Raw genomic sequence first — 12,078 nt, 5'->3', positions numbered from 1 at the left:
CGATCCAGATGTCTCGTCAGTCATGGTGTCAGGGCGTCCAGTCGATCACACGTCGTTCGATAAACTCGATGCCGTGAAACAGCGCAATACTCAACACGGTGAGCAGCGCGATGGCGGCGAAAGCGAGTGGCGTCTGCGACTGCGCGGTGGAGGTCAGGATCAGATAGCCGAGCCCGTCCTGCGCGGCGACGAATTCGCTGATCACGGCGCCGATCACGGCGAAAGTCACCGCCACCTTGCAGCCGGTGAAGAAGTGCGGCAGCGCCACGGGAACGCGCAGCCGGCGGAACACCATATGCGGCGAGGCGCCGAGCGAGCGCATCAGGTCGAGCATGGTCTTCGGCGCAGCCTCGAAGCCGGCGACCATGTTGACGAGAATCGGGAAGAAGCAGACCAGCACCACGACCAGGATCTTCGGCCATTCGGAGAGGCCGAACCACAGGATGATCAGCGGCGCCACGGCGACCTTCGGCACCGACTGCAGGCCGAGCAGGATCGGATAGATGATCCGGCGCGCCAGTGGATTGAGGCTGATGATGATCGCCAGCGGCAGCGACAGCGCGATCGCCAGCACGAAGCCGAGCACCGTTTCACGCAGCGTTACTAGCGTATTGGAGGCAAGCTCCGGCGCCCACTTCACGGCTGAATGATAGATCTCCAAAGGCGCCGGCAGGATCCATGTCGGAATCTTCAGGACGTCGGTGATAAGCTCCCAGCCGATCAAGAGTGCCAGATAGATCAGCGGTGTGGCGGCGCGGTCGATGAAGCGCGAGATCATGTCAGCCACCCGTCCGTTTGAAGATGATGTCGCGGATCTGGTTCTTGATTTCCTGGAAGCGCGGCAGCTTAACGGTGTCGGCATCGCGCGGACGCGGCAGGTCGATGGTGATGTCGGCACGGATGGTGCCGGGGCGTTCCGACATGATCAGCACACGATCACCGAGCAGGATCGCCTCCTCGATGTCATGGGTGATGAGCAGCGCGGCGCGGCCCAGCTCCTGCCAGAGGCGCGAGAGTTCGAGCGACAATTCCTCGCGGGTGAGCGCGTCGAGCGCACCGAAGGGTTCGTCGAGGAGGAGCAGGCGCGGATCGGAGATCATGGCGCGGCAGAAGGCGGCGCGCTGCTTCATGCCGCCGGACAGTGCCTGTGGGCGCTGATGGGCGAAATCCTTCAGGCCGGTGAGTTCGAGCAGCTTCAGCGCACGCTCGCGCGCGGCGGCTTTCGGCAGCGACAGCACGTCGGCGGGAAGCAATACGTTGTCGAGCACGCTGGTCCATGGAAACAGCACGTGTTCCTGAAACACGATGCCCACTTCGTGCGATGGGCCGTTGAGCGGCGTGCCATAGCGCTGCATGGTGCCGGTGTCCGGCATTTCCAGCCCGGCAACGAGGCGCAGCAGCGTGGACTTGCCGCAGCCTGATGGGCCGACCACCGAGACGAAACTGCCGGGATCGATGCGCAGATCGACCGGGCCGAGCGCATGCGTGGCTTTGCCGTCGCGCCCGGGATAGGTCTTGGTGACGCCCTTGAGATCGATCGCAGGAACCACCGCCGCGGCAGTCCGCGACGGCGCATCATTGTGTGCGGAAATCGCCGTCATCAGTCGATGAAGCCCGGCGCGAACAGGTCTTCCGGCTTCACGGGATTCTTCAGCGTGAGGTTGGCCGACATCACATCGACGGTGCTGGCGATGCTCTTCGGGTCGATATGGCCGAGCGATCCCTTCACTTCTGCGAGCTCCTTCACCAGCCTGGTCTCGCCTTCGATCACCGCCGGCTGCAGTTCCTTCTGATACTTCGCCATGATGGTGGCGGCTTCCGCCGGATTGGCGAAGGCGTCCTTCATGCCCTTGATGGTGGCGCGGACGAAGGCCTTCACCTGATCCGGGCTCTTTGCGATCATCTCCTCGGAGGCGATCAGGCCGTTGCCGTAGTAATCGAGATTGGAGTCGGCGTAGTTGATGCGGGTGACTTCCTTCGGCGCCACGGCTGCTGCAATCAGCGGCTCGCCGACCGAGAACTGGCAGATCGCATCCGCGCGGCCATTGGCGAGCAGCGACGGCAGCGCCGAGCCTTCGGCGACCACCCACTTCACCTTGCTGGCATCGATACCGGCGGCCTTGGCGAAAGCCGGGAACAGCAGGCGCACCGAGCTGGATGCGGTGTCGGCGACGGTCTTGCCTTCGAGATCCTTCGGCGAGTTGATGCCGCTGCCCTTGATGGCGAAGATCGCCTGCGGCGGCTTCGCATAGACCACCGAGACCAACTTCACCGGCACGCCGTCATTGCCGCGCGCCAGCACCAGCGAACCGGCATCGGCGAAGCCGAAGGTGGCGACGCCGGCAGCAACCTTCTTGATGGCGTCGGCCGAGCCCTGGCCGCGCACGAAGGTCACGTCGAAGCCCTCGGCCTTGTAGTAGCCCTTCTCGCGGGCGACGTAGAAATAAGCGTGGCGGCCGTTGAAGCCGAAATCGGTGATGAAATTGATCTCGGCAGCCTGCGCGCTGGAGACGCCGGCCGTAGCCAGGGTCGCGAGCAGGGCGGCGGTGAGGCGAGCGCGGAATTTCATGATCTGACCTTCAGTGACAGGTGAGGAGGAAGCCGGCTTTCGGTGCGCAAGCGGCGCACCCAAATTCGTTCGCAATCGAATAAATGCTAAGGGCGGCTTTGAGGAAGATCAACGGCGGTGTTGCCCAAAAACTCATCGAGATAAACGAATTTCCGCGCAAAATGCGCGCATTTGGCTCGTTTCTGAGGCGGCTCACGCCGTTGCTTGACAGCCCCGATCAGCCCGTTCTATGCGAAATCATTAGCTATCGAATGATCTGCTGCCCGGACGCTGTGGCGCCGCTGGAACGAGGTGAGAGATGGATCGCGGAACACGGATCGCCGTTCTCGGCGCGGGTCTCGCCGGATTGACGGTGGCGGGGCTGCTGCAGCGCGCCGGCTTCCCGGTCGCGGTCTATGAGCAGTCGCCGAGTTTTTCGCGCATCGGGGCCGGCATCATTCTCGGCGCCAACGTTTCGAAGGTGCTGCGCCGGCTCGATCTCGAAGACGCCTTCGCCGCCACCGGCATTCGCCCCGATGCGTTTCTCAGCCGCGCATGGGATACAGGCGAACAGCTCTACAAGCTCGATTTCGATGCGGAATGCGAAGCGCGTTTTGGCGGCCCCTTTGTCAACATCCACCGCGCCGATCTGCATCAGTTGCTGCAGCGACCGCTCGCGCCCGGCACCATCCGTTTCGGCCACAAGCTCACCGGCATCGAGGAGCGCGGCGACGCGCTCACTTTGCGCTTCGAGAACGGCGCAAGCGCGGAAGCCGATATCGCCATCGGCGCTGACGGCATTCGCTCCATCACCCGCGAACTCATCCTGGGCAGCGAGGAGCCACGCTTCATCGGGCGTTCTGCACCGCGGGCGGTGTTTCCCGCCGGCCGCATCAAGGGTGACCCCATCGATGACTGCACCAAGTGGTGGGCGCCGGACCGGCATACGCTCGCTTACTATATGACGCCCGACCGCAACGAGGTCTATGTCATGGCGGCGCTGCCGATGGCGCGCTGGGACGGCGACGGTTCACCGGTGAAGGGCGACCGCGACGAATTCATTGCTGCTTTCGAAAGCGCTCATTCCGATCTCAGGCGCGCGGCGGAAGCGGCGGAAGATGTCACCGTGTGGCCGATCTTCGACCGACCGCGTAACGACACCTGGCACAAGGGCCGCGTGGTACTGATGGGCGATGCCTGCCATGCGGTGCGTCCGTTCATGGCGGCTGGCGGCTCGGCGGCCATCGAGGACGCCGCGATCCTCGGCCGCTGCATCGCCGAATTCGGCGATCCCGCCACGGCGTTTGCGCACTACACGATGATCCGCATCCCGCGTGTCGCCGACATCCAGCAGATTTCCATCGCCAATTCATGGATGCATGGCCCGACCGAGACCGACTGGTTCTTCGGTTATGATGCCTGCACCGTGCCGCTCGACCGAGCCATTCCGGAGGCCCTATGTCCGAATTTGCAGCGATGAAGCCCGGCGACATCCGACCGGAGCCGATGATCGAACGCGATCTCGTCGGTTACGGCGCCACGTCACCCGATCCGCGCTGGCCGAACGGCGCAAAGATCGCGGTCAGCATCAGCCTGAATATCGAAGGTGGCGGCGAGTCCACGCTGGTGAATGGCGATGCAGTCTCCGAAGGCATGCTGAATGACATCGGCGTGCCGACGAAAGAGGGCGTTCGCGTTCCGCTGGTGGAGTCCGTGTTCGAATATGGTAGCCGTCGCGGCGCCTGGCGCGTGCTCGATGTGCTCGATCGCTTCAAGGTGCCTGTCAGCATTCTCGGCGTCGCGCGGGCGATGGAGCAGAATCCCGAATTGGCAAAAGCCTGCGTGGCACGTGGTCACGAGATGGTTAGCCACGGCTATCGCTGGATCGACTATTGCGATGTGGACGAAGCGATCGAGCGCTCGCATATTCGTAAGGCGATCGAGATACTTACAGACCTAACCGGTAGCCGCCCGCTCGGCTGGATGACCGGCCGCCCCGGGCCGAATACGCGGCGCCTGCTCGCGGAAGAGGGCGGCTTTCTCTATGACCGCGACTCGCTCGCCGACGAGCTGCCCTATTGGGTGAAGACCGAGCACGGCCCGTTTCTCGTCGTGCCGTATTCCTATGAAGCCAACGACAATCGCTTCAACGAGAATTCCGGCTTCGCGACCGGTGAGCAGTTCTTCACTTACATGCGCGATGCCTTCGACGTGCTCTACGCGGAAGGCACCGCCGGCGCGCCAAAACTGCTGTCCATTGGTTTGCATGACCGTTTGATCGGCCGTCCTGGCCGTGTTGGCGGGCTCATCAAGATGCTCGAACACATGAGCGCGCATGATGGCGTATGGTTCTGCCGCGGCATCGATGTCGCGCAGCATTGGCGCACGCATTTTCCACCGAAGCCATGACGCGCCGCTGACGGCCGGGCAATATTCCGGCTGATGGCATGAACGCCAGAGGCGGCGTTGCCGCATGTGTTGTCCGAACGCCTGTGCGTGTCACTGCTGCTTTGCCTTCGCGGGCGAAGCCGGTCATACTCGATACACTTATCCGCAGAGATAAGATCAAATCGGGAGAACGATCGTGCGAAACAACTTGCGTCGGCTCAATCGACGCCAATTCGTCACCGCGGGCGCAGGCGCTGCTGCATTGTTGAGTGCGCCGTCGCTCGTCCGCGCCAACAACTGGCCAACCAAGCCGATCAAGATTCTCGCGGGCTCCGCGGCCGGCGGCCAGACCGATCAATTCTCGCGCGTCTATGGCGAGTATCTGTCGCGTGAACTCGGACAGACCGTGGTGGTCGAGAACAAGGCCGGTGCCGGTGGCGCCGTCGCAGCGATGGAGCTGAAACGCTCCGATCCCGACGGCCACACGCTGATGATCTGCAACACCACCGCCTATATGCTCAATCCTGTTCTCATCAAGGACATCAAGTACAGTGTCCCGCAGGACTTCGCCTGGGTCGCGGTGATGCCGGGCGGAAGCCTGCCGCTGATGGTGAGCGAAAAGGTCGGCGCGAAGACGCTGAAGGATTTCATCGACTATGCGCGCAAGACCGAGAAGGTGAATGTCGGCACATATGCGTCCGGCTCCTTCGCGCATATGGTCATCGTCGAACTCAACAAGCAGTACGGGCTGAAGATGGAAGCCGTGCATTATCGCGGCGAGGCGCCCATGTGGCAGGATCTCGCCGGCGGGTCGATTGATGCGGGCATCGGCAGCTATGCGGCGGCATTGCCGGTGCTGCAAACCGGGAAAGCGCGCGCCGTCGCGGTGTCACGCCGCCGGATCAAGGATCTTCCCGACGTCGGCACATTCCTCGAACAGGGCGCAACGTCGCGCGCGCATAGCCTTTTGACCTTTCAGGGATGTGTGGCTCCCGCGAAGACGCCGCCGGAGGTCGTCGCAAAACTGTCCGCGCTGTTCGTTGGCGCCGGCAAGAGCGATCGCGTGCGTGAACTGCTCAAGAGCCAGGGTATCGATGAGGGCCCGATGACGCTGGAGGCGAGCCAGGCGCTCTACAAGGAAGAGGCGCCGGTCTGGGCCGAACTCGCCGCGAGCCTGGGACCGCAGCCGCAGTAGCTAGGTCTCAAGGCATTCTGGGCAGTCCGGCCCGCCACACACTGTCATTCCGGGGCGCACGAAGCGGCACGGCCGCGTAGTGCGAACCCGGAATCTCGAAGTGTTTTGCTGAACATGTTGGGATTCCGGGTTCGCGTGCGCGAAGGCGCGCCCGCGCCCCGGAATGACGAGCTGGGGCGGCAAGACCGCGCCAAACATTTTTTCCTATCTCTCATTGACAACATCCCTGCATGGACTATATTCCCCTCTGTCCTGCCCCACCGAGAGGGGCGATCGCGATCGTCACGTTCGCGGGGCAGGATGCGGTGGACGCCGGAGATGCGGCGTCACGCGGTTCATGGGTGACGTCTGTCTTCGGGCAGGACGGATCTGCGCCAGCACTGCCACTGGCAAGGAGACGGCCGACCTTCGGATGGAAAGACTCCTGGACAGTGTGACGGACGACCAAGTCAAAACGCGTTCGGCTTACTCGCTTGAGGCTCCCTTCCCATCGCCTTGGGACTTTAATTCGGTGATCGGATCGTTCGCTGAGGCAAAGTGCAAGCAACCGAAAAAACACCGCAGGCGGAACGCTGGGCACTTGCTCGGCGAATCCGAAAGTCCTGGTGCATTATCCATGCGGAAGACCGCATTCGCATCAGGCCCAAGGGTGCAACGGGCACCTGGCGTTCCGCACGCCCTCTCACAGGGGGCGGGAATGCAAGACACGACGGCGCCCCCGCGCCGCAAACAATGGGGGTGATGACGCATGTCTGATCGGCGTCATCATGGGCCAAAGCAGGGCTGACGCCGCCTGCTTCTTTCAGCTAGAGTCATTCCAAACAAGAGGTCTGCCAGACCACAAAACGCGCGCGAGGAAATTCCAATGGCTCCATCTCCCGTCATTCGTCTACATGACAACGACGCCGTATTGATCGCGCGTACCACGCTGCTGCCCGGTATCGAGGTGACGACAGGCGTCGTGACGTCGGAGCGCATCCCCGCGGGCCACAAGGTCGCGATCCGGCCCATCGCCACCGGCGAGGAGATCCGCCGCTACGGCCAGATCATCGGCTTTGCCACCCAGCCGATCGCGCCGGGCCAGCATGTCCATACGCAGAACATGGGCATGGGCGATTTCGATCGCGACTATGCCTATGGCGTGGACGTCAAGCCGACGCCGAATTTCGATCTGCCCGCGACCTTCATGGGCCTCAGGCGCAGCGACGGCCGCGTCGCCACGCGCAACTATATCGGCATCCTCACTTCGGTGAATTGCAGTGCCCATGTCGCCAGCATGGTCGCCGACGTGTTCAAGAAGAATCCCTTCACCGGGCACAATCCGCTCGCCGACTATCCCAATGTGGATGGCGTCGTCGCGCTCACCCACAAGACGGGCTGCGGCATGACGCAGGACGAACCGCTCACCTTGCTTCGGCGGACGCTCGGCGGTTATGCGCGGCACGTGAACTTCTCCCATGTGGTTGTGCTCGGCCTCGGCTGCGAGATCAACCAGATTGGGGGCTTGATGCAGGAGCAGAAGCTCGCCGGGCGCTTGCGCGAAATGCAGATCCAGGAGATCGGCGGCACGCGCAAGACCACCGAGGCCGGCGTTGCCTTCGTCAATGAAGTGCTGGCCGATGCCAACAACGTCACGCGCGAGGAAGTCTCTGCCAGCGAGTTGACGGTGGCCCTGCAATGCGGCGGCTCCGATGGCTATTCCGGCATCTCGGCCAATCCGGCGCTCGGGGCGGCGAGCGATCTGCTGGTGCGCCATGGCGGCACCGTGGTGCTGTCGGAAACGCCGGAGACCTATGGCGCCGAACATCTGTTGACGCGCCGCGCGGTGTCGCGCGAGGTCGGCGAGAAGCTGGTCGGGCTGATGCGCTGGTGGGACGCCTATTGCGAACGCGAGGGCGCCGAGATGAATGCCAATCCGAGCCCCGGCAACAAGGCCGGCGGCCTCACCACGATTCTGGAAAAGTCGCTCGGCGCCATGGCCAAGGCCGGCTCGACCAATCTTGTCGACGTGCTGAACTATGCCGAGACGATCACCAAGAAGGGTTTTGTGTTCATGGACACGCCCGGCTACGACCCCGTCGCTGCGACGGGGCAGGTCGCCGGCGGCGCCAATCTCGTCTGCTTCACCACCGGCCGCGGCAGCGTGTTCGGCTGCAAGCCGGCACCGTCCATCAAGCTCGCCACCAACACGCCGATGTTCAAGCGCATGGAAGAGGACATGGACATCAATTGCGGAACCATCCTCGATGGCGACGAGACGGTGCAGGAATGCGGCCAGCGCATCTTCGAGCTGATGCTCAAGACCGCGTCCGGCGCGCCGACCAAGAGCGAGAGCTTCGATTTCGGCGGCGCGGAATTCGCGCCGTGGGTCTTGGGCGCGACGATGTGAGGGAAGCAAGCGAGGCTGCTCAGACCCCTCCACCGTCATTGCGAGGAGCGAAGCGACGCGGCAATCCAGTCTTTTCATCCTCAAGAAGAAGACTGGATTGCTTCGTCGCAAGGGCTCCTCGCAATGACGACTGAGAGGTTTGCGTCCGGCCGCATCCAATCGAGGCACATCGTGCCCGTTGTTAGAGCTTGATCCCTGGCACCTCCGGTGTTCTGCTTAAAAAAGCTGCTGGAGTTGCGCCACTGTGTCGATCTTCGTCGCACTGAACCACGTCACCCATTACAAATATGATCGGCCGATCACGCTGGGGCCGCAGACCATCCGGCTGCGACCGGCGCCGCATGCGCGCACGCCGATCCTGAGTTATTCGCTGAAGGTCACGCCGACCAATCACTTCGTGAACTGGCAGCAGGATCCGCAGGGCAACTGGCTGGCGCGCTTCGTTTTCCCGGAACCGGCCAACGAACTGAAAATCGAGGTCGACTTCACCGCCGAGATGACGGTGATCAATCCGTTCGACTTCTTCGTCGAGCCCTATGCCGAGACATTTCCCTTCGCCTATACCGACGACCTGAAGAGCGAACTCGCGCCCTATATGGCGACGACGGAGCCGGGGCCGCGCTTCACGGCCTATATGGCGGAGATCGCGAAGGAAGCGCCGAACACGGTCAACTTCCTCGTCGAGCTCAATGCGCGCCTGCGCGAGAAGGTCAACTACATCATCCGCATGGAGCCCGGCGTACAGACGCCGGAAGAGACGCTGCTGTCCGGCGCGGGCTCATGCCGCGACTCTGCGTGGCTCCTGATCGAGACGCTGCGCCATCTCGGTCTCGCCGCGCGTTTTGTCTCCGGCTATCTGATCCAGTTGCGCCCGGACATCGATCCGATCGAAGGGCCGCCCGAAGTCGAGGCTGATTTCACGGACCTGCACGCCTGGGCCGAAGTCTATATTCCCGGCGCCGGCTGGGTCGGCTTCGATGCGACCTCGGGCATGTTGACGGGCGAGGGGCACGTCCCAGTCGCGGCCACACCGCATTTCCGGTCGGCGGCGCCGATCTCCGGCATGGCCGGCTTCGCCGAAGTCGAGTTCGCGTTCGCGATGGGCGTCAAACGTATTCGCGAGGCGCCGCGGATCACAAAGCCGTTCTCGGATGAATCCTGGGCCAGGCTCGATGCGCTCGGCGAGAAGGTCGACGCCGATCTCAAAGCTCATGACGTGCGTCTCACCATGGGCGGCGAGCCGACCTTCGTCTCCGTCGACGATATGGAATCTCCGGAGTGGAATACGGCCGCCGTCGGTCCGACCAAGCGCGGCCTCGGCGACGATCTGATCCGCCGGCTGCGGACGCGCTTCGCACCGGGTGGCCTGATGCATTACGGGCAGGGCAAATGGTATCCCGGCGAAAGTCTGCCGCGCTGGGCGTTCGGCCTGTATTGGCGCAAGGATGGCGTGCCGATCTGGAAGAACGATGCGCTGATCTCACGGATCGAAGGCCCGCGTAGCGCCGATATCGGCGGTGCCGAGCGTTTTGCCGAAGGCACGGCGCGGCGGCTTGGCCTGCCGAAGGACTATGTCATCCCGGCCTTCGAGGATCCCGTCTATTGGGAGCAGAAGGAATCGAACCTGCCGAACAATGTCGTGCCCGGCGACTCCAAATTGCCCGATCCGGAGGAACGTGCGCGCATGGCGCGGGTCTTCGAACATGGACTCGACAGGCCGAAAGGGTTTGTGCTGCCGATCCAGCGCTGGAATACGGAGGCGGCCGCGGACAGACGCTGGCGGTCCGAGCGGTGGAAGCTCCGCCGCGGCAACCTGTTCCTGACACCTGGCGATTCACCGATGGGCCTGCGCCTGCCGTTGTCGTCGCTGCCGCACCTCACCGAAGAGGAATATCCGTTCATCGTCGAGCAGGATCCGCTGGAGCCGCGCGGCGACATGCCGGTGTTCGACGAAATCGCGTCCGCGGAAAACCAGCCTGCCGCGCAATACGTCCAGGAGCAGCAGATTCGTTCCGGCGGCGTGCGTACCGCGATGTCGATTGAAATTCGCGACGGCATTCTCTGTGCCTTCATGCCGCCGGTCGAGAAGTTTGAAGATTATCTCGAACTGGTGACGGCGCTGGAGGCGACGGCCGAAGAACTGCAGATGCAGGTGCACGTCGAAGGCTATCCGCCGCCGTTCGATCCGCGCGTCGAAGTGATCAAGGTGACGCCCGATCCCGGCGTGCTGGAGATCAACATTCATCCCGCTTCGAGCTGGCGCGAAGCCGTCGATACCACGACATTTCTCTATGAAGAGGCCGCGAAGACGCGGCTCGGCGCCAACAAGTTTCTGCTGGATGGTCGTCACACCGGCACCGGTGGTGGCAATCACGTGGTGGTCGGCGGCAGCTCGCCGGCGGATTCGCCGTTCCTGCGTCGGCCGGATCTCCTGAAGAGTCTCGTGCTGTATTGGCAGCGTCATCCGTCGCTGTCCTATCTGTTCTCCGGCATGTTCATCGGCCCGACAAGTCAGGCACCGCGCATCGACGAGGCGCGGCATGACGGTCTCTACGAATTGGAGATCGCGCTGGCACAGGTGCCGCCCCCAGGCGAGAAGGCGCCGCTGTGGCTGGTGGATCGGCTGTTCCGGCACATCCTCGTCGATATCACCGGCAATACCCATCGCGCCGAGATCTGTATCGACAAACTCTATTCGCCCGATGGCACGACAGGTCGTCTCGGCCTCGTCGAATTCCGTGCGCTCGAAATGCCGCCCGATCCGCGCATGTCGCTGGCGCAACAGCTGTTGATCCGCGCGCTGATCGCGAAGATGTGGCGTGCGCCGCAGGACGGCAAATTCGTGCGCTGGGGCACCGCGCTGCATGATCGTTTCATGCTGCCGCATTTCCTCTGGGAGGATTTCCAGGACGTACTCACCGAACTCGGCCGCTCCGGCTACGAATTCTCCAGGGAATGGTTCGAAGCCCAACTCGAATTCCGCTTCCCCGTGTTCGGTCACGTCACCTATGGCGGCGTGACGCTTGAAGTCCGACAGGCACTGGAGCCTTGGCATGTGCTGGGCGAGGAGGGCTCGGCCGGCGGCACCGTCCGTTATGTGGATTCTTCGGTGGAGCGGTTGCAGCTCAAGGCCAACGGTTTCACGCCGGGCCGGCACATCATTACCTGCAACGGCCGGGCGCTGCCGATGACTGACACCGGCCGGGCCGGCGAGGTGGTCGCGGGCGTCCGTTTCAAGGCCTGGCAGCCGGCCTCCGGCCTGCACCCGACGATTCCGGTCCATGCGCCGCTGGTGTTCGATATTTATGACAGCTGGAATCGGCGGTCGCTTGCCGGTTGCGTCTATCATGTGGCGCATCCCGGCGGCCGCAATTACGAGACAAAACCGGTCAATGCCTACGAGGCGGAAGCTCGCCGGCTGGCCCGTTTCGAGGAGATTGGCCACACGCCCGGCGAAATTGCTCCGCCAAGGGCAGAACGCACACTTGAATTCCCATTGACCCTCGACTTGCGAACGCCTCTCCTGCATTGAGAATGCAGGCAGTTTGGGCTGGAGAG

8 protein-coding genes are annotated in these 12,078 nt (G+C 63.1%); 5 read left to right on the top strand and 3 right to left on the bottom strand.

All coding sequences use genetic code 11. From position 1 onward, the window contains the following. Nucleotides 1-28 precede the first annotated feature (28 nt). From RSO67_RS07555 to RSO67_RS07545, 3 genes are read right to left on the bottom strand one after another with little or no spacing between them, the layout of a single operon-like run. Nucleotides 29-778: an ABC transporter permease gene (locus tag RSO67_RS07555; RefSeq protein ID WP_315842984.1), complete on the bottom strand. Its 750-nt coding sequence runs from the start codon at nucleotides 776-778 to the stop codon at nucleotides 29-31. Nucleotide 779: 1 nt separating this feature from the next. Continuing rightward, a complete protein-coding gene (locus RSO67_RS07550) occupies nucleotides 780-1,601 on the bottom strand; it encodes an ABC transporter ATP-binding protein (RefSeq protein ID WP_315842983.1) in 822 nt (273 codons plus the stop codon). Continuing rightward, on the bottom strand, nucleotides 1,601-2,569 hold the full coding sequence (locus RSO67_RS07545; RefSeq protein ID WP_315842982.1) for an ABC transporter substrate-binding protein: 969 nt from the start codon (nucleotides 2,567-2,569) through the stop codon (nucleotides 1,601-1,603). The genes RSO67_RS07550 and RSO67_RS07545 overlap by 1 nt, the downstream gene beginning before the upstream one ends. A gap of 298 nt (nucleotides 2,570-2,867) precedes the next feature. Here RSO67_RS07545 and RSO67_RS07540 point away from each other — a divergent pair, with 298 nt between their 5' ends. From RSO67_RS07540 to RSO67_RS07520, 5 genes are all read left to right on the top strand, one after another. Next, nucleotides 2,868-4,028 carry an FAD-dependent oxidoreductase gene (locus tag RSO67_RS07540; protein ID WP_315842981.1) on the top strand — a complete coding sequence of 387 codons (1,161 nt, stop codon included), beginning with the start codon at nucleotides 2,868-2,870 and terminating at the stop codon, nucleotides 4,026-4,028. Beyond that, on the top strand, nucleotides 4,007-4,957 hold the full coding sequence (locus RSO67_RS07535) for a polysaccharide deacetylase family protein (RefSeq protein ID WP_315842980.1): 951 nt from the start codon (nucleotides 4,007-4,009) through the stop codon (nucleotides 4,955-4,957). The genes RSO67_RS07540 and RSO67_RS07535 overlap by 22 nt, the downstream gene beginning before the upstream one ends. A 175-nt stretch (nucleotides 4,958-5,132) precedes the next feature. Continuing rightward, nucleotides 5,133-6,131 carry a tripartite tricarboxylate transporter substrate binding protein gene (locus tag RSO67_RS07530; protein ID WP_315842979.1) on the top strand — a complete coding sequence of 333 codons (999 nt, stop codon included), beginning with the start codon at nucleotides 5,133-5,135 and terminating at the stop codon, nucleotides 6,129-6,131. Nucleotides 6,132-6,996: 865 nt separating this feature from the next. Next, nucleotides 6,997-8,520 carry an altronate dehydratase family protein gene (locus RSO67_RS07525; protein ID WP_315842978.1) on the top strand — a complete coding sequence of 508 codons (1,524 nt, stop codon included), beginning with the start codon at nucleotides 6,997-6,999 and terminating at the stop codon, nucleotides 8,518-8,520. Between the two features lie 244 nt (nucleotides 8,521-8,764). Beyond that, nucleotides 8,765-12,052 carry a transglutaminase family protein gene (locus tag RSO67_RS07520; protein WP_315842977.1) on the top strand — a complete coding sequence of 1,096 codons (3,288 nt, stop codon included), beginning with the start codon at nucleotides 8,765-8,767 and terminating at the stop codon, nucleotides 12,050-12,052. Nucleotides 12,053-12,078 lie beyond the last annotated feature (26 nt).

Origin of the sequence: Tardiphaga sp. 709 (genome assembly GCF_032401055.1) — a bacterium.
In the GTDB taxonomy this organism is placed as follows: Bacteria; Pseudomonadota; Alphaproteobacteria; order Rhizobiales; family Xanthobacteraceae; genus Tardiphaga.
This window is presented reverse-complemented; position numbering and strand designations above follow the sequence as displayed.

What these genes read in the sequence shown, in the direction of transcription:
- RSO67_RS07545 (WP_315842982.1), bottom strand. Translation starts at nt 2,569, where the DNA reads ATGAAATTCCGCGCTCGCCTCACCGCCGCCCTGCTCGCGACCCTGGCT.
- RSO67_RS07535 (WP_315842980.1), top strand. Translation starts at nt 4,007, where the DNA reads ATGTCCGAATTTGCAGCGATGAAGCCCGGCGACATCCGACCGGAGCCG.
- RSO67_RS07555 (WP_315842984.1), bottom strand. Translation starts at nt 778, where the DNA reads ATGATCTCGCGCTTCATCGACCGCGCCGCCACACCGCTGATCTATCTG.
- RSO67_RS07540 (WP_315842981.1), top strand. Translation starts at nt 2,868, where the DNA reads ATGGATCGCGGAACACGGATCGCCGTTCTCGGCGCGGGTCTCGCCGGA.
- RSO67_RS07550 (WP_315842983.1), bottom strand. Translation starts at nt 1,601, where the DNA reads ATGACGGCGATTTCCGCACACAATGATGCGCCGTCGCGGACTGCCGCG.
- RSO67_RS07525 (WP_315842978.1), top strand. Translation starts at nt 6,997, where the DNA reads ATGGCTCCATCTCCCGTCATTCGTCTACATGACAACGACGCCGTATTG.